Here is a 19,176-nt window from a genome sequence, read left to right as displayed (position 1 = left end):
GGTGAGCAGTAGCATCGCTTTATTACAGAAAAAGCAATGGTATGCACTGCTACTGCTTTTTTTTACTATGCCGTCGTTTGCCGAGTTTTCCTCTAACACTCATATTGATTGGCTAGGTTTAGAGTACCAAAGCAACCTAACGGCAGAGTATGGGTACAATGATAATGTATTTTATCAAGAGCATTACCAAGTTATTGGCTCGGACTATGTTGCAGTAAAACCGGAGCTATCGATTGCTGGTAAGCGAAACACCAAAGATTTTTACCTGTTTTATCAAGGTGATTACCGGAAGTATAACGATCAGCAAGTTGAAGACGATAGCTACAATGACCATTTTTTCTATGGCACTTTTGACTGGGAATTGGGTATCCGCCATCACCTCAATTTGAGCGCAAGTTATAAGTTAGGTCATGAAGCTCGTGGCTCTGGTGCGACAAAAGGTTTTTATTTTTACTCAGATGGTTCCTCTGACAAACAAGCTACCTTTAGTGATTTTAATATTACTCATGAACTAAATACGCAGAGCAGTAATTTAGCTGCCCAATATACTTATGGGGCAAAAGGCGGGAAAGGGAATTTAATCTTTGAACTTCAAAGAAATGAGTTGGATTACGATGTATTGGATAGTTACGATCCGGTATTTCAGGACTATTTAAAAAATGAAGAATCAGTCGAAACGAGAGCGAGTATTGACTTCCGCCATCAGGTTACAGGGCACACTCGATTTGACTACACCTTAATGTATAAGACTTTTGATTACCTCGATCCTGAACGAGATAACGATGAGTATATTGCTCTCTTTTCTTTTATCAGTCAGTTCACAGGAAAATCTAAGGTAGAAGCTCGGGTTTACTATTTAGACAATAAACTGGCAAGCAGTAGCAGTTCTAGTGTCAACTGGAGTGTAATGTATCAATGGAAGCCAGTAAATTACTCAACCTTTATTGTAAAATCATCGAGTGAAGCAAAAGAAAACGATAATACTGGGGACTATATTCAGTCTTATCAAAATAGCGTGACTTGGACGCATGAGTTCTTAGGCCACGTATCGAGTGATATTACATATAATCATATAAACGATGAATATCAGATCAAAGATAATAAAGAACAATATGACTACTTAGACTTCCGTTTAGGCTATCTATTTCGACCCAATGTGGAGTTAAGTCTTTTATATCGTTATATATTGTTTACAAGTGATGATCGTACCGATCCAGTATATATGGCGGGATCTGAGTATAAAAGAGACTTAGGTTATGAGCAAAATGAAGTGTCCTTATCACTTAAAGTGGGAATTTAATATGAAGAAAATATACCTTTTGCTTAGTGTGCTTGTGATGAGTTTTATGGCTAACGTTACTCTTGCAGAAGAGCCTAAAAGTGATAGTAATCGTTACCTATTAGGGATGGGCGATCAGATCCAAATTCTCGTTTATAACGAGGCCGATTTGTCGATGAAGATACGAATTGATGAAAGCGGTAAAATTATGTACCCCTTAATCGGTGAATTGCAATTAGAAGGCAAAACACCTACTCAAGTTGCGAATGAAATCCAAGCACGCCTAAAAGATGGTTATGTGAATAACCCTATGGTCACGGTAATTATGTTGGAATTTGGACCCATTTACGTTTCAGGAGAAGTAAAAACACCGGGTAGTTATGAATATCAGCCGGGTTTTACTCTAGAAAAAACCATTGCAGTAGCGGGTGGATTCACTGACCGAGCGGATAGGGATGATATCAATGTTCGTCGCGCTAATGGCACATTATTGGAAGATGTCACCGAAACTGAAGTGATATATCCTGGAGATGTCGTTATTGTTGGGCAAAGCTTTTTCTAAATTAGGTTGTTTAAATGAATTCATTGTTTGTGGAAGACGGAAATAAGTTGGAAAGCATTATTGATTTTTCTCGTTTGTTTAAAGCTATAAAAACAAATTGGTGGAAAATTACGCTTTTCGCTGTGTTGATGACAGGATTGTCTATTCCGCTTGTGTTAATGATGACTCCAAAATATGAGTCCTATGCATCTATTTTATTGAAAGCAGAATTAATTAATTCAACGACGTTTGAAAAAACAGTCGATTTTGATTCGACTCGCGGACAGTATTACGAGACTCAATATGAGCTTTTAAAGTCTCGTCGTGTTGTTGAGAAAGTTGTCGAGGATTTAAAATTATATGAAAAGCCTGAATTTATTGATGGCCTTGATATTAATAGTCATTCCATAGAGCAACGTAAAGAAAAAAGTATTAAGTATGTCTTTGAGCATATGAGTATTCTACCAATCAGAAAGACTCAATTGGTGAGCATTGGTTTTGAAGCAAAAAATGCTCAATATGCAGCCGATGTTGCTAACGGTATTGTAAAAGTATTTATTGATTTTTCTATTGAGGATAATAATCAGGCAAATTCAAAGGTAATCGCTTTTCTGCAACAACAGGTTGATGATACTCATGCTCAATTAAAGCAAAAAGAAAAAGATTTGAATGCTTTTTTGAAGCGTGAAAATCTGATTAATTTTTATGGTGTAGATGGCCTGCCATCGAAAAAGTTAACTTTGTTGTCTGAAGATTTAGCCACAGCAAGAGCACAGCGAATCAGTATTGAATCCCTTTATAATATCGTTCGTAAATATCAAAAGGGTGATTTAATTGATCTTATGTCTATTCCTGATGTTTCTCGTCATCCAAATATTGAAAATATACGGCAAATGCTAACCGATCAGAGAACGGTATTATCTGATTTAGAAAAGAGATACGGTCCTAAACATGAACGAGTGATTCAAGCTCGCGCACAACTAGTGATCTTAGAAAACCAATCAAATCAACTAATCAAAGAAATAGCAGAAGGCATTAAAGATCAATATAACGCTGCTGTATTTAAAGAAAAACAATTACAAGCGGAAGTTGATAAAAATGCACAAGGATTTCATTTATTAGGAGTCCAAAAAACGCAATATGACAATATGATGGATGATATTGCTCATACTCGTTCTTTATATAACAAGTTACTGCAGCGTTTGAATGAGACGAAAGTGAATAACCAATTTACAGAGTCAACTACTAAGTCGATTGACGCTGCTATGGTTCCTAAAAACCCAACTAAGCCCAATAAGTCACTATTAATTATTGTCGTTGCTATCATGTCGTTATTAATTGCGGTGATGTTGGTCGTTATTGTTGCTGCATTAAATAACAAGATCATGACGGTCAGGGACATTGGCAAGCGTCTAGGGTTGAATGTATTGGGAGAGTTTAAGTGCTATAAACCCGAAACCAAAGATATGTTAAAAATGACGGTAAAAGATGCGCTTGAAAATAGCGTTAAATATCCTGCTTTAGAAGCCGCATCTTTGGGGGTACGTAGTCAGCTTTTATTGCTCAAGAGTGAGGCTCAAGTTATAGCGGTAACATCGTCAACTCAAGCAGAAGGTAAATCCTTGATATCAAGCTTAATTGCTAAGTCAATGGCGATTGATTTTAAAGTGTTGTTGATTGATATGAATCTAAGGCAACCAAGCTTAACTCAATCATTTGGTGTTGAAGATGAGAAAGGATTAATTGACGCCTTATATGGCGATAACTCGATGAAGAGCCTTATAACCACACAACCTTGGTTTGATTTCCTACCTATGGGGAGCTTATCTCGCTCACCACTAGTGGTGTTAACCAATCAAAAGTTATCTGAGCTATATCAAGATTTACGTCAAGAGTATGACTACATTATTGTTGATACCCCTGCTATTTCAGATCATAAAGATACGGTTTTAATTAGCCAATTGGTTGATGCTGGGATATTAGTCATCGAGTCAAATTATAACTCTGCCAATATTTTACTTGAAGGTTTAGAGCAGCTAAAAGATATCCAAATGTTAGGTGGTGTTCTTAATAAGGTTGATGATAAGCATTTAGAGCTAAACGAAAATTTAAACTTGCCTACGGTTGAGGATATTATTCTATGAGTTTGATTAAAGGTGCTTCCATTATTGGGGCGTCTTCTGTGATATCTCAAGCGTTTGGGGCGTTTACTATTTTGTTGATGTCCTCTCAATTTGGAATGGCAGATGTCGGTAATTATGCTCTGACACTCAGTATTGTGATGATTGGTACCCAAGTTTCACTATATGGTTCTCATTTTTTACTACCTAAAGTGGAACAGAATGAAGTGGGAAAGGCGGTGATTTTTTGCATGTTGCAGTCATGGTGTGTGAGTGCAGTTTATGTGTTTGGAGTGAGCTTTTTCTTTTCCCTTCCAGTGGTGTCGGTATACCTGTTAACCGTCAGTTATTCCATGATGATTATATCTGAATATATGTTTTTACGTCATAAGGCATTCAATACCTTGGCAATACAACGTATCTCAGTACCATTAGTGGTTTTCCTTTCTTTGCTCGCTTCACCTAAAGTGGACTATTTTTATTATATTTGGGCATGTTCTCATTTGGTTTTAATTTCTACTTGGCTGTATAAAGGGATGGATTTTAGTTACTTTTCTAAACAAGATTTTAAGTACAGAACTCAAAAACTATTTTTCTCTAAATATAAAGATCATTTATCCCGAATCGGGACTGCCGAGGTTGTGGCAAATGCAAGTTTGCAATTACCTACTGTACTGATTAATTACTGGTTTAGCCCGCTTGTGGCTGGTTACTTTGCGGTGGTAAATCGCTTCTGTTTATCGCCAGTTTTGATACTGGGTCAATCTGTTAGAAATTATACTTTTTCTAAATGGTCAGAAGACTTTCGTAATAAAACATTTAATTACGTCGAGTTTAAGCAAGTTCGTCTATTTCTTGTGTCAATAGCCGCAATGACTGTCGCTGGAATCTATTTTGTATATCCTCTAGTGACGGAATACTTTGGTAATCATCAATGGATACAATCAGTAGAAACCTCGCGCTTGATGCTACCTTACGTATTTGCCATGCTCGCCTTTGTGCCATTAACGGTAGTAGAGCTGATCTTTGGTACCCCAAGCTCGTTTTTACGCATTCAATGTGAACAGTTATTGATTGTCCTCTTAGCATTTGTGTTATTGCCATTTTTCCATAAAGATTACGCATTATCACTGTTAGCTTTCACAACGTTGACGGCTGGCCGATACTTTATGGTTTATCTCAAGATCAATAAAAATGCGACTAAATTGCGTGACGGGATTTGTGAGAAATGAATACAGGACTTTTTTTTCAAGTCTATGTATTTATAACGCTAATATTTAGCGGCACAGCTCAGTATTTCACGGAAGTACAGGCCTTTCTTTGGTTACCTTTTATCATGACGATGGGAATGGTGGCCTTATTACCGTTGCTGACACGTTACAACTTTAAACCGCTCGATCACTTAGAAATTTCTATTCTCATTTTATTTTTAGGGTTCTTTTGCTTGGCTTTAATACCGTCCATTATTCAAGTCGGAATTAAAGCAACCATTGTTGGTATTAAAAATGGCATTGGTATTTCTTTGTTATTACCTTGTTTGTTTTTAGGTTTTTGTCGTGAGTCGCAACTGTATAGAATTTGTCAAAAATTATATTGGGTGTTTTATGCTCAAATACCACTAGTACTTTATCAGTTTATCGTGGTAGTTCCTGCTCGTGTTGCTGCACAAGGCCCGATGGACAAATTTGATTCGGTAGTGGGCACTTTTGGTGGAAGTATGATTGCGGGGGGGAATGGTGCCTCCATGGGGTTATTCTGCTTACTTATTATGCTGATGAAAGTATCTGAATTTAAAAATGGAGCAACTACATTATTTTCGGCTACTGTACATGTTGTGATAGGGCTGAGTATTTGTACCTTAGCTGAAGTTAAATTCGCTATATTATTAGCTCCCATTTTTTTCCTTTATGTCTATGTTAGTTCAAGCTACATAAAAGAAGTTCGAGTAATTAGTACAAAAACAATATTATTTCTATTCTTAGGCGCGGTTATATTATTGTTAATCATCATTGTTGTTTCGACATTAACTTATGCTACTCAATACCAAGCCAATATGGGGGTATTTGATATGTTTTTAGATAGTACTAAATATATTTTTGATCCAACACTTGTTGTGGCGGGGCTTGATGGAAATTTAGATGAGCTAGGTCGATTGACCGCGTTGTATTTTTGGGGGCAGCATTCAGATGCGCATGGAATCGTTAGTCAGTTGTTCGGTTATGGGTTAAATAGCTCTAATGCTGGTGGGGCTGATCCTGGTTTTTTAGCGAAACATTTTAATTTAGGTCTAGGGTCAACTGCGATTGCTATTTTTTTATGGGAAATAGGCTTGATTGGTACAGCATTGCTTATATTAGTTGTTTATTTGATTTTTAAATATTCGAAGCCCCAGCCATATTTTTCAGTTAAGGACCTTTCGGTTGCTGATATTAAGTTACTTTCTTATCAATCCGCTTTTAGGGCATTTATTATTGTTGGTTTTATTACTTTACCTTATTCCCCATTATTGGCCTTAATCCCCGTTTTTCAGTTCCAGTTCTATTTTGCACTAGGTGCCATTTTGATTATTAGGAAAGCCACATTGACAAAATTAGAGACTTATTATGCTTAAAACTATCAACAAGGAGTTGGCTTTAAGTTCAGCCTTAATGATGAGACTGTTTATTGTTAACTTCCATCTGGTGTCATTGTTTTACCTAAAAGGGATATTTAAAAAAGTCTTTGCCGTTAAATCAGATATCGCAGCTAATTCAATTGTGGCAGACAACCCCGCTAGAGTGTTTAAGGAGTCTAAGCATGAATAAGAAAATTAAGGTAATCAATTTTGTACCAGAAGAGTTGCCATCTTATCGTCCTGATGTTGATGTGCTGTATTCAAAAGAGCTTCCAAAACAAGGTGTCGATACTACGATCGTAGGTATGCCAGATAAAGAAACACTTCATTTAGAAGATGACAGTACTCGACTATTAACCAGTAAGAAGACCAGTAATCGCCATTTAGATTCATTAGTTTATTTCTTTAATGCTATCAAACTTACCTTTCATGCCAAGAAAGCGGGTTTTAGGCTTATTCAGGTTCGCGACATGGTTTGGGTTGGGCTTGTGTGCATGTTAATTGCTAAGTTAATCAAGTTGCCGACCACCTATTGGGTTTCTTTTCTTTATGCTGAAAGTCGAACTATGCGAGCTAAAGATAAAAGTGAAAATATTCCTAGTTGGAAACGGCCAATTATTTTAGCTAGAGGCTTACTGGAAGAATTTATTCTTTATCGCATTATCCTACCGCATTCTGATCGAGTGTATGTGCAAAGTGACTTCATGTTTAACTATATGAAAGGAAAGGGCATCGATCCTGACAGTATGGTTGTCGTTCCGATGGGAGTGGACTTCGATAAAATAGAGAGTTTATCAAATACCCAAGTCAAGCATATCGAGCGTTGGGGAAATGCTCCCGTTGTAGGCTATTTAGGTAGTTTAGATCGTTTACGAAAATTAGAAGTGATTATAGAAGCATTTAAGCAAGCTAAAGAAGCTGTACCGGACTTAAAGTTACTCTTTGTAGGTGATTCTGAAGTGACGATGGACCGAGAATTCCTTCAAAAAACAGCTGATGAACTAGGTTTAACGGAAGACTTTTATATAACCGGCTGGGTCAAAACCGAAGAAGCGTGGGCTTATCTTAAAGGAGTTGATATGGTGATCGGCTTTATGAACCGTGGCTTATTATTAGATGTATCTACGCCAACCAAAGCGATGGAATACATGGCATTGAAAAAGCCAATGATTTGTAATGATTCGCCAGATCAACAGTTTGTCATTGAGCAATCAAGTTGTGGAAGAGTGACCGATGGTTCAAGCCAAGCTTATGCGGCAGCTATGATTGAACTAGCACAAAAACCCATGTCTGATGATGAATTAGAAGCGGGTTATCAATACATTAAAAGTAACCGCTCTTATGCTTTTATTGGGCATCAAGTGGCTGCAGATATTAAATATATTATACAACAACAAAATTCTTAGTGGCTGGTGATGTAATGAAAGTACTGTTTGTTAATAAATTCTTTTTTCCTCATGGTGGTGCAGAGACCGTTTTCTTTCAAGAGAGAGAAATGGTGAAAACGGAAGGTCACCAGGTGATGGATTTTTCTATGCAACATGAGAAAAATCTGCCATCAAAACAAGCTGAATTTTTTGTTGAAAATGTTGATTACCATGGCAAGCATTCAATCTTCAATAGTTTAAAAGTGGCCTTTAACTTTATACATAATCAGTATGCTTGTGATCAAATTGAAAAGCTGATTAAACAAGAGAAGCCAGATATTGTTCATTTTCATAATATCTACCACCAGATCACTCCGTCAGTTATAAAAGTAGCAAAAGACTTAGGGTGTAAGACTGTGTTAACCGCACATGATTACCGTTCAGTTTGCCCTAATTACGGAATGTTAGCCGCTGGAAAAACGGTGGATCTAGAGAAAATATCGGGCCGTTATCTCAGCTTGTTCAAATACCAATGGCAAGACGGTTCTTGGCCGAGAAGCTTTTTATTATCATTGGAAACCCTTTTTCATCGTATTAAAAAAACGTATGAAAGCTTAGATGCATTTATTGCGCCTTCCGAATTTATGAAAGCCATGCTTTTACATCAAATACCTTCAGCGAATATAAATATAATCCCAAATGGTATTGACACTTCTACTACTGAAATAGGTGAGGATGGCGGATATTTTCTTTATTGTGGGCGATTAATTGAAGAAAAAGGTATAGAAACTCTTGCCAAAGCACATCAGAAGTTGAGTGCAGATAGTCCATTAAAAGTATTGGGTACTGGCCCTTTGTTTGAACACATTGAACAGCAATATAAAAATGTTGAACTGTTAGGTTTTCAAACTGGAGAGACTCTACTTAATCTTATAAAAAATGCTAAAGCGGTTATTGTGCCTTCGGAAGTGAATGAGAACTGCTCGATGTCAGTGCTTGAAGCTATGAGTTATGGCAAACCAGTGATTGGTGCCAATATTGGTGGTATTCCAGAACAAATTATTGATGGTGAGACAGGTTACTTATTTGAAGCCGGTAATGCTGATGAGCTTGCTAATAAAATGCAATTACTGGCGGATGATGAAAGCCTTGTCAGGGAAATGGGTCAAAAAGCACGCGCAAGACTGTTAGAAAAGTACTCATTAGAAAAACATAAAACCGATCTTATGGATCTATACACTTCGTTACTGGCTCAATAGTTTATGCCAGTCATCGTGATTAAGTGTGAGCAATTAAACGGGGCTTTATTGTGAATAAATCAATTTTGGTATTGGGAACACGTGGTATCCCTGACCTTCTTGGAGGGGTTGAGTCACACTGTCAGTCCTTGTATCCATTACTGGTTGATAAATATGGTCTAGATATCACCGTAACTGCCCGTAAACCCTATGTTTCTTATAGTGAAAGCGTTTACCAAGGCGTTAAACTCAAAGCCTTGCCGACACTAAAGAATAAGTCTCTTGAAGCGCCTGTCCACTCATTGCTGGCTGCGCTTTATGCGGTAAAAAGCAAAGCGGATATTGTTCATGTGCATGCAATCGGCCCGGGTTTAGTTACTCCGTTATTACGCTTATTTGGTAAGAAAGTGGTGTTTACTCATCACAGCCAAAATTATGACCACCAGAAATGGGGCAAGTTAGCGAAGTTTATCCTACGATTAGGTGAAAAATTTGCCATGACCTTTGCCACCGAAGTGATTGTGATTTCAGACTTCATGCAAGACTTAATGAAAGAAAAATATGGCCGTGATAACTGCCATCTCATCTTTAATGGTGTTAATCCGCCACAGTTGCCCGAACAAAACAAAGTGGCTGAATATTTATCAAAATACGGTTTGCAATCGAAAGACTATGTCGTGGCAGTTGGTCGGTTCTCTCAAGAGAAGGGCTTAGACGTTTTATTAGAAGCCTACAAGCGTAGTGGGATCAATAAAAAGTTAGTCTTGGTCGGTGATAATGATCACCCGACGGATTACAGTGAATCGTTAAAAGAATCTGCTCGAAATACTAAAGGTGTGGTGTTGACCGGTTTTTTATCAGGTGATGAATTACAAAGTATCTTTTCACAAGCAGATACCTTCGTTCTCCCCTCATTCAGTGAAGGTTTACCTATTGCCCTATTAGAAGCGATGTCTTTTTCTTTGCCGGTTATTGTTAGTGATATTTCAGCTAATAAAGCCGTTCACCTACCTGATAGTTGTTATTTCCCGACTGGTGACAGCCAACGATTAGCCAAGATGTTGAGAGAAAAAGTTGGTCAAGCTCCGGTGTCTTACGATGAATATCTCAAAAGGTATGATTGGGATTTAATAGCGCAGCAAACTTATGATGTTTACTTGCTTGCGGCTGGTGAAAAGTAGAGTCGACAATTCTTTTGATAAAGTTATATAGCATTGATTGTTGTAAAGAGGCGATAAGCGTGGAGCAAAAGTATACCGAAGAACAGCGTCAGGTGATTTCTCGTGTGATGCGAGCAATACCTCAAGAGGTTCTTGATAGCTTTGATAGTAAGCAACGAGACGCGATTGAAATGGCCGTTGCCGTTAATAATGTAAGAAATGACCACTACGTTGATTTTCGGCCAGTGATCGGTGTTGGTCGTTGGCGTTATTATGCCGTCTTTTTATTAGGTAAGGATCGTCGTAAGACTTCAAGTCGTTCAAGTACTTTATCTATGGTACTTAAGTCATTGTTTATTCTTGCGAGTGTTTTTGTTCTATTTTCATTTGCTGTTTTAGTGATGTATTTAATTAAGTCTGCATTGGGTATTGATATCTTTCAGCATTTTTCTTTTGGTGTATGGGATTATTTCCAAAGTCATTTTAATTAAATTTAATCAGTTGTATACCCGTCATACTTGAAGCTGTAGCTTTGTTGTCGGCGTTCATTCGACTCACTGCAACTCCAATTACTTTGGGTATATGCGCTATAGGTTTTAATGTTTGTGTTTAAAAGAAAATTATTTAATCCGATTTTTGTCATTTATATGGCTATCGCTTTGGTTATTTCGGGTTGTGGAAACAATGAATATCCATGGCAACAAAATACAGTGACTAGTGATAATCGTGAACAGTATGCGATGGAAAATCCATTTGATTATATTGTTAATAGTGACGATCCTAATGCGCCACAATGGAATCAAAATCTCAATAATGGGATAGGGGGCTATGAACCAAAACCGACAGATAATCGTGAGCAAATCGTACTTGGCCCTGAGCAACTTAATATTGCTGCTGGTGAAAGCCAAAGCTATGAAAATAAAATTATTTATATCAGGGCGACCGATGACCAGATTCATGATTTGAACATCGAAGGTTCTTTGAGCTTTACAAACTGTTTACTGCTGTGGGACCAAAATGTTGAAGAGCAACTTAGGTTTAAAGTAACGGGTCAATTAGATATAACGGACTCCTATGCCTTTTCACATACTGGAAGCTGGGTTGCTTGGGATTTCTTGGGGAATAGTGTGATTCAATTTGACCACTTCCAAGGTACGCCGTGGATAACCATTAATGGGCCAGTGACGTATTCTGCCGTTAATTATTCAACTGTACATATGACAATTTTAAACTCTGTAAATGGGGCAGATATACATGTCGATCAATCACATAGTATTTGGTTAGAAATGTATCCAATGTCAGGTGATAGCACCATTGAGCTGGCCAAAAACCGAGTTTGGAGCGATTTGAATTTAGATGACATGTGGTTGAACACGACCTTTGATATCACAGATTCTTATATTTACGAACAAGATATCGCACTAAAGCAGGAAGTGAATTTAACGATTGAGAATGCGATCGATGGTTTTGGATTAGGGTGGGAAATTAATCCTGACTCTTTTGATTCATCAATGACAGATCATAGTTGTAGTTTAGATGCGCTAGGAAATCCAACAGGTCGTGCAGAGGCGGAAGTCGTAGAAGATAAAACATGGACTTGTGGGAATAGTTCATTAACGTTACATAACTCAAAAGTGTCTACAGCATGGCCTGACTTAGAAGGCGATGTCGACTTAACCATAACGAATTCTTATCTTGTTGATCCAAGAATGTATGGCCGTAATATAAGCCCACTTGGTGTTTATACGATTAAGAATTCGACAGCAGAAGCTCCTATGGCGATTTCGGGTGGGCAAATGTATTTAGAAAATGTGAAGATACTTAACACACTGAATGCTGTTGGATCAGGTAGTGTAATTAAGGGTTATAAGGTAACTAGCTTTGATCCAAATACACCTTATACACTTAATGAAAGTGATGGTGGAGTGTATCAAGAACTTGATGCACTGCTTTAGTTGCTGGCACTTAGGTGATGATACTCAAACGATAAATTTTCGCCTCTATTTACAAAAAAGCTCCACCTCTCTGGCTTGAATTCTGTAGCCTGAGAAGCGGAGCTTTTTAACAATAGGAGATTATAATTGATGGGAATTAGCTTACCCCGTCGCCTCATCCACCAAATATAAAATCGATTGATAAGGCACTCCGCTGTGGTGCGACAGACCAATTTCACAAGTTAAACTATTACTAAAGCCTCGCCTGCAATGCACGGGAACTTGTTCTTTAAGTGGGGCGAGCGCCGCGGCATTAAGCTCTGGGGTGTTAAATCCTTTATCGCCAGCCCAGCCACAACATTGAATATGCTCAGGTATGATCACCTTCTTGGCGCAGCGTTGTGCGAGTTCTACCATGATGTTTTCTAACCCTAGTGTGCGTGTACTACAAGTTACATGCAGCATGATGGTTTCATTAATCGGTTCAAAGTTCAGGTGAGGCGTGACGTGTCTCATGACAAATTCAGAAGGTTCAAACAAGTGTAGTGGCTTAGTAAATTGCGCCAAGCTTTGTTTAACACACGGACTAGTATCCATTAGAATAGGGTATAAGCCTTGGTGGCTCGCCTGCCATAAGCTGTCTTCTAAATCTTTTGCTTTACTGTCGCCTAATTGGTTTAACCCTTTGCTCTTATAAGGCATACCGCAGCATTGATTATCCAAATCTTTAGGGAGAATAATATCGAAACCCGCTTTGGTGATCAGAGACATCGTGACTTCGGTCAGTGCTTGCTGAGTATGGTTTGATGTAGAGGTTCGGCTGATACATGATGGAAAATAAACCACTTTACGATGTTGAACATCGGCGATTTTAAATCGATCTTGTTGCGCTTGTTTTTGAGTATCCATCGGTAATTTATGGTGGTTCGCGTTTGGAATCTCTGGTAGCCATAAAGGCAGACGCTGACCACTTAATCGACGAGTACCATTGGCGACTTTGGATATCAGATCATTGGGCAGTAACTTAGAAATAATATGATTAATAGTTAGCCCATGTTTAACCAGTTTTGTTGAGGTACTGAAATGTTTATGAGTCCAATGAGCAATGAGAGGCGCTTTATCTGTGTGTCGCTCGGATCGTAATTTCTTTATTAAATCACCCGTATTTATCCCAACTGGGCAACGTTGTTCGCATAGCCCTGTAGCTGCGCACGTTTCAATGCCTTGGTAGTTAAACAGTTTTTCCAGCTCAGGTGCAGTGGCTTTTCCATCTCGCTTTTGTTGCTGTAATTCTCGATATAGCACAATGCGCTGGCGCGGCGACAAGCTTAAAGTACGGGAAGGACAAACCGGCTCACAAAAGCCACATTCAATGCAGCGGTCAACTAACTCATCCGCTTTCGGCATAGGTTTGAGATCGCTTAAGTGGGCATGAGGGTTATCATTAATAATTACACCAGGATTCAGCAAACCTTGAGGATCAAATAACTGCTTAATTTCTTGCATTAAGCGATAACCTTGTTGGCCCCATTCAAGCTCCACATAGGGTGCCATATTACGGCCAGTGCCGTGTTCTGCCTTGAGTGAGCCTTGGTACTTCACTGCAACCAGTTGAGTGACTTCATCCATAAATTGACCGTAGCGATCAATTTCTGTTTGAGCTTCAAATCCTTGAGTAAACACAAAGTGCAAGTTGCCATCCAATGCATGTCCGAAAATAATGCCTTCAGAGTACTCATATTTTTCAAATAACTGCTGAAGTTCTCGAACGCCTTGCGCTAAGTGCTCAACCGGAAAAGCCACATCTTCAATAATGACAGTTGTGCCCGTTTCTCTTATTGCTCCTACCGCGGGGAATAAACCTTTACGGATATCCCATAAGCCTGCAACAGTGTTAGGATCGGAGGTAAATGGAACTGACTCAATAATGTCAAATGAAGCAACACGATCTAAAATGGTATCGCATTGTTGTTGTAATTTTTCTTGATCGTTGGCGTGAGATTCAATCAATAATGCTGCGGCTTCTAAGTTTAGATCTTGAATAAACTTAGGCATACCTGGTTTATTAGCCACCGAACGTAAAGATCGCCCATCCATCATTTCAACCGCCGCAACAGGAGAATTAGAGAGAACGGTTACCGCTTGGCTCGCTTGTTCAATATTTTCAAATACCAGCAGGGCAGAGGCTTTATTTGCATGTTCTTCTACCGTGTTGTAAGTGATTTCAGCAATAAAGCCTAATGTCCCTTCAGAGCCTATCATCAAGTGTTGAATAATTTGGATTGGATCACTGAAATCGACTAAAGCATTAATTGAGTATCCCGTGGTATTTTTCAAACGGTATTTGTGCTGAATAAGGTGTGCTAGCTCGTGATTGGCTTTAGTCTCTTGAGCAAGTGCGCCAATCTTACTGATAAATGCTGCATTCGACTTTTTAAAAGTTTTAATACTACTTGGGTTACCAGTGTCTAAAATTGAGCCATTGGCAAATACAATTTTCATGCTTTCTAGCGTTTGATAAGAGTTTTGCGCGGTGCCACAACACATGCCACTGGAATTGTTGGCCGCGATACCACCAATTTTACAGGCATTGATAGAAGCCGGGTCGGGGCCTATTTTACGAGAGAAAGGTGCTAGATATTTATTAGCATCGGCACCAATTACCCCCGGTTGTAGCGTGATCTTTTGGCCATTATCGTGAATCTGATGGGTACGCCAACTATCCGTTAAAGTGATTAAGACAGAATCAGAAACCGCTTGGCCAGATAAACTGGTACCTGCGGCGCGAAACGTGAAGGGCAGCTCCAGCGTTCGACAGCAACGCATGGCATACAGCACTTCTTCTAAATCTTTTAATCTCAACACCAACTTAGGCACTAAGCGATAAAAACTGGCATCGGTGCCATAGGCAAGGCATTTATCTTGCTGAGTAATAATGCGTTCGCTATCAATGCGTTTAACTAATGCGTGCTCAAGTTGAGAATAGATACCCATGCTTCCTGCTTTATTATCAATATATTAACGAGGTTGTGAGCAAGTATAGGGTGTGACGGAAACTAACAAAAGTGATAGTGACAGAATTTGTCGGAATAGATCGTGTAAAACAAAAAAGGCAACGAGCGCTACCTTTTGCTAGGGTGAGATTACATTACAGCGTAATCACAACCTCTTTTGCTGATAAGCGCGATTTAGGCAGCTTAGCGTTGTAGTCTTCTTCTGGGTTGTGGTAACCAATCGCCAAAGCAACGTGGCACTCGTAACCGTCTAACTCTGCAGCAAATTCTTTATTAATAAGCTCTGAATCGATACCTTCCATTGTGGTTGAGTCGATACCTAAGCGAGCCAATATATGAAGAGCATTACCTAGGGCAATATAAGTCTGAGATTTAGTCCACTCATCGTTGTAGCCTTGATCATTGGTATTTAAGTCAACGAATGCGAAAGCACCGAACGCTTGCTCTTTTTCTTCGGCTTTATTACGGCCATCCGTAATTCCTTGGTCGATAACTTTTTCGTAATCGGCTTTACTGTATTGCAGCTTATGAGCAAACAAAATGATGTGAGATGCGCTAGTGGCATGCGGTTGGTTAAACTGAAATTTATTGGCGAATGTATCGTGGAAACGTTGTTTCGCTGCATCGGATTCTAATACAACAAATTTCCAAGGCTGAGAGTTAATTGACGACGCCGATAAACGGATCGCATCCATCAGGGTTTTCATATCTTCTTGAGAGATTTTTTTGCTAGCGTCATAACGTTTAGCCGTATAGCGAGATTCTAGATCTTTGATAATTGGGTGAGTCATTATTTTTATTCCTAATGCAAGCAGCAAGCGAAAGTGCTTTGAAGTTATTTGGGTATATATGGTGACTATATCAAGAGTGATCAAGATCACAGTAAGAATTATTTGAGCAGTCTGTTCGAAAAACTTGTTCAAGTGAATGATTTTCATTGTATGTTTTATGAGCGTTTAAACAGGAAAGGTATTTAAATCACTCAAATTGAAATGAAAATCGGCTATTCTCTAATAACAAACTTTAAAGTAGGGATTGCTTATGACGATGTATTCTTCCTCCCTCAGCTTATCAAGCGACAAGCTATATCACCCTGCTGAACTCGAACAGCTGCCTTGTAAATCGACCAAAGATATTCCACCGATTGATGAAATCGTCGGTCAAGAACGCGCGCAAAAAGCGGTGGAATTTGCGATGTCGATTAAAGACAAGGGCTACAACATATATGCGACTGGGCAAAATGGCCTAGGTAAGCGCACCATGATTTTACGCTATTTAAACCGACATCAACCGGATGATATGCAAGTGTTTGACTGGTGTTATGTCGCCAACTTTGAAGATATCCGACAGCCGAAAGTACTTAAACTGCCAAGCGGTATCGGCAAAGCCTTTCGTCAAGATATGGAAAAACTACTGGCGAAGCTGGTCAAAGCGATTCCGTTGGCGTTTGATAATGAAGTGTATTTCACGCGCTCGGAAAAGTTGAAAAATCAGCTTAATCAAAAACAGCAATCGGCGCTTGAAGAAATCAGCAAGATAGCGAAAGAGAAAGGGGTAAGTCTTACCATTACCTTGCAAGGTGACTATGAGTTTATCGCCATGCAAAATGAAGAAGAAGTCCATACTGAAGAAAGCTTTCTGGAATTAAGTAAAAAAGATCAGGAAAAATTCCACAGTACAATTGATGCGTTAGAAATTCAGTTGCGCGGCATGATCCGTCAGCTGACTGAATGGGAAGAAGCGTTTAGCGAAAAGATGAAAAAGCTTAACGATGAAACTGCGCTCGAAGTGTTTTCTCATCTGATCAAAGCACTGAAAAAAAGTTATTCTAAGTACCCAGAAATTAAGCAGTATTTAACCGATTTACAAAAAGATATTGTTGAAAATGTCGATCAGTTCTTACAAGAATCGAACGAACAAAATGAGATAGCTTCGGCTTCTTTAGATAGCAAATTACCGCGTCGTTATTCAATTAATGTCTTAGTCAGCCAAGCCAAAGATTCGTTTCCAATCATAGTCGAAGACAACCCGAATTATCATTCACTATTTGGTTGCGTGGAAACCGCGACGTTCAAAGGCACCGTGTTTACCGATTTCTCGTTAATTCGTGCCGGTAGTATGCACAAAGCTAATGGCGGTGTATTGCTGATGGATGCGATTAAGGTACTTGAACAACCTTATGTGTGGGATGGCATTAAACGAGCATTGCGTGCCCGTCAGTTGAGCTTAACGTCTCTGGAAAAAGAGGTTACGTTAACCGGCGCGGTTTCGTTAGATCCAGAGCCTATACCGCTAGATGTGAAAATCATTCTGTTTGGTGATTATCGTACCTATCAATTGCTGCAGCATTACGATCCAGAGTTCAGCGAACTGTTCCGGGTTACGGCTGATTTTGAAGATGAAATGAAGCGTACCCCCGAAGCAGAAATGCATTATGCGCGCTTTATTTCCAGCATTGTGCATGACAACAACATGCTGCATTGTGATAAAAAAGCGATTGCTAAGATTATTGAACACAGCTCACGTAACGCAGGTGATCAGAATAAGTTGTCACTTCATTCAGCACATATAGCCAACCTATTGCGTGAGTCTAACTATGTGGCACGAGGCGCTAAATCGAGCCTGATTAGAGCTTCGCATGTTGAGCAAGCCTTGAATAACCAACAAATGCGCGTGAGTCGTTTACAAGATAACGTGATGGAAACTTTCACCAATGGCACTACTTTGATCAAAACTGAAGGTAGTGCGGTTGGTCAGGTGAATGCGTTGTCGGTGTTATCAACCAGCGACCACATGTTCGGCGCACCCAATCGTATTACCGCTACCACAGCATTTGGTGATGGTGATATTTTAGATATTGAACGCAATGTTGACCTTGGTGGCAGTATTCACTCTAAAGGTGTGATGATTTTATCTGCCTACCTAGCTTCTATCCTTGGCCGCAATGCCAAAATCCCACTGACTACTCATATCACTTTTGAGCAATCTTATGGTGGTGTCGATGGAGACAGTGCCTCGATGGCGGAAGTGTGTGCGATTGTTTCTGCATTTTCGAAACTCCCATTAAGGCAAGATATCGCGATTACAGGCTCGATGAATCAGTTTGGTGAGTCGCAGCCAATTGGTGGAGTGAATGAAAAGATCGAAGGCTTCTTTGATGTTTGTGCGATTAAGGGTAGAAGCTCAACTCAAGGGGTGATCATTCCACAATCGAATGTACACAACTTGATGTTGCGTAAAGATATTGTTGAAGCAGTACACAAAGGCGAATTTCATATTTGGGCAATTGAGCATGTTACTCAAGCCTTGTCGATTTTCACCGGAATAGAAGCCGGAGAGTTGGAAGATGATTTCACCTATCCTGTGGGCAGTATTTTTGGCATTACTCAAGCCAAGCTCAATGCACTAAGAAAATAATACGGCACAAACATTGACCTTCTAGTAACGGGAAGCTTTATCATTTGATCCGGTTAATTGGTAAAGCTTTTATTTTGTGGAGGACAAACCAATGGGATGTTGTAATCAAGCACCAAATGGTGGCGGTGACTTAAAAGTGGCTATGAAAGTTTTTGGGATCATTGCGTTAGTGGTTCTCGTACTGGTGATTATTTTTGGTTAATAAGAAACTAAATTGATGATTAAAAAGGAAGAGTTTTAATGCGAGACTCATTACGAGAGAAGGTTATTGCGGTTTGTAAGAAAAAAATAGAACAGAAAGGCGATAATGTCGGCGTGTCATTTTATGCTTTCTTTGCCAATAAGAATGATAATCCAGAGCTTTTAATGGAAGCCGCTACTTGGTGGATTCAAACTCATCAGTTGGATCATTTCGAGAAAGCCACCAAGATAATTGAGATGGTGAGAGCGGGGAAGTAGTTTTATTACTTCTCGCTTATCTCACTATCACGG

15 protein-coding genes are annotated in these 19,176 nt (G+C 39.2%); 13 read left to right on the top strand and 2 right to left on the bottom strand.

Features of this window, described 5'->3' with window-relative positions; genetic code table 11:
• The first annotated feature begins 1 nt into the window (after position 1).
• From QQJ93_RS01920 to QQJ93_RS01870, 11 genes are all read left to right on the top strand, one after another.
• Positions 2-1,300: a porin family protein gene (locus QQJ93_RS01920; protein ID WP_160117523.1), complete on the top strand. Its 1,299-nt coding sequence runs from the start codon at positions 2-4 to the stop codon at positions 1,298-1,300.
• A gap of 1 nt (position 1,301) precedes the next feature.
• The gene (locus QQJ93_RS01915) at positions 1,302-1,841 is read left to right on the top strand and encodes a polysaccharide biosynthesis/export family protein (RefSeq protein ID WP_089123827.1); all 540 of its coding nucleotides are present in this window, start codon (positions 1,302-1,304) and stop codon (positions 1,839-1,841) included.
• Positions 1,842-1,855: 14 nt separating this feature from the next.
• On the top strand, positions 1,856-3,964 hold the full coding sequence (locus QQJ93_RS01910) for a GumC family protein (protein WP_089123826.1): 2,109 nt from the start codon (positions 1,856-1,858) through the stop codon (positions 3,962-3,964).
• On the top strand, positions 3,961-5,172 hold the full coding sequence (locus QQJ93_RS01905) for a lipopolysaccharide biosynthesis protein (RefSeq protein ID WP_089123825.1): 1,212 nt from the start codon (positions 3,961-3,963) through the stop codon (positions 5,170-5,172). The genes QQJ93_RS01910 and QQJ93_RS01905 overlap by 4 nt, the downstream gene beginning before the upstream one ends.
• The gene (locus QQJ93_RS01900) at positions 5,169-6,551 is read left to right on the top strand and encodes a capsular biosynthesis protein (RefSeq protein WP_089123824.1); all 1,383 of its coding nucleotides are present in this window, start codon (positions 5,169-5,171) and stop codon (positions 6,549-6,551) included. The genes QQJ93_RS01905 and QQJ93_RS01900 overlap by 4 nt, the downstream gene beginning before the upstream one ends.
• A complete protein-coding gene (locus QQJ93_RS01895; protein WP_089123823.1) occupies positions 6,544-6,744 on the top strand; it encodes a hypothetical protein in 201 nt (66 codons plus the stop codon). Before QQJ93_RS01900 ends, QQJ93_RS01895 begins: the two co-directional genes overlap by 8 nt.
• Complete coding sequence (locus QQJ93_RS01890; protein ID WP_089123822.1) at positions 6,737-7,960, top strand: glycosyltransferase; 1,224 nt, start codon at positions 6,737-6,739, stop codon at positions 7,958-7,960. The genes QQJ93_RS01895 and QQJ93_RS01890 overlap by 8 nt, the downstream gene beginning before the upstream one ends.
• 14 nt (positions 7,961-7,974) lie before the next feature.
• Positions 7,975-9,180, top strand: coding sequence for a glycosyltransferase family 4 protein (locus tag QQJ93_RS01885; RefSeq protein ID WP_089123821.1), 1,206 nt, complete (start codon positions 7,975-7,977; stop codon positions 9,178-9,180).
• A 50-nt stretch (positions 9,181-9,230) separates the two neighbouring features.
• Positions 9,231-10,340, top strand: a complete 1,110-nt coding sequence (locus QQJ93_RS01880) for a glycosyltransferase family 4 protein (protein WP_089123820.1) — start codon at positions 9,231-9,233, stop codon at positions 10,338-10,340.
• A gap of 59 nt (positions 10,341-10,399) precedes the next feature.
• Positions 10,400-10,810, top strand: a complete 411-nt coding sequence (locus QQJ93_RS01875) for a hypothetical protein (RefSeq protein ID WP_089123819.1) — start codon at positions 10,400-10,402, stop codon at positions 10,808-10,810.
• Positions 10,811-10,924: 114 nt separating this feature from the next.
• Positions 10,925-12,274 (top strand): hypothetical protein, encoded by a 1,350-nt coding sequence (locus tag QQJ93_RS01870; RefSeq protein ID WP_145981764.1) that lies wholly within the window; start codon positions 10,925-10,927, stop codon positions 12,272-12,274.
• Between the two features lie 141 nt (positions 12,275-12,415).
• Here the strand turns inward: QQJ93_RS01870 and QQJ93_RS01865 are convergent, their stop codons facing one another.
• Both QQJ93_RS01865 and QQJ93_RS01860 read right to left on the bottom strand, forming a co-directional pair.
• Positions 12,416-15,247: an FAD-binding and (Fe-S)-binding domain-containing protein gene (locus QQJ93_RS01865; protein ID WP_089123817.1), complete on the bottom strand. Its 2,832-nt coding sequence runs from the start codon at positions 15,245-15,247 to the stop codon at positions 12,416-12,418.
• Between the two features lie 154 nt (positions 15,248-15,401).
• Positions 15,402-16,058 carry a nitroreductase family protein gene (locus QQJ93_RS01860; protein ID WP_089123816.1) on the bottom strand — a complete coding sequence of 219 codons (657 nt, stop codon included), beginning with the start codon at positions 16,056-16,058 and terminating at the stop codon, positions 15,402-15,404.
• A gap of 256 nt (positions 16,059-16,314) precedes the next feature.
• Between QQJ93_RS01860 and QQJ93_RS01855 the strand changes: the two genes are divergently transcribed.
• Together QQJ93_RS01855 and QQJ93_RS01850 are read left to right on the top strand one after the other, a co-directional pair.
• On the top strand, positions 16,315-18,684 hold the full coding sequence (locus QQJ93_RS01855; protein ID WP_089124515.1) for a Lon protease family protein: 2,370 nt from the start codon (positions 16,315-16,317) through the stop codon (positions 18,682-18,684).
• A gap of 240 nt (positions 18,685-18,924) precedes the next feature.
• A complete protein-coding gene (locus QQJ93_RS01850) occupies positions 18,925-19,143 on the top strand; it encodes a DUF6500 family protein (protein WP_089123815.1) in 219 nt (72 codons plus the stop codon).
• Positions 19,144-19,176 lie beyond the last annotated feature (33 nt).

Source organism: Vibrio algivorus (genome assembly GCF_030161215.1).
In the GTDB taxonomy this organism is placed as follows: Bacteria; Pseudomonadota; Gammaproteobacteria; order Enterobacterales; family Vibrionaceae; genus Vibrio; species Vibrio algivorus.
This window is presented reverse-complemented; position numbering and strand designations above follow the sequence as displayed.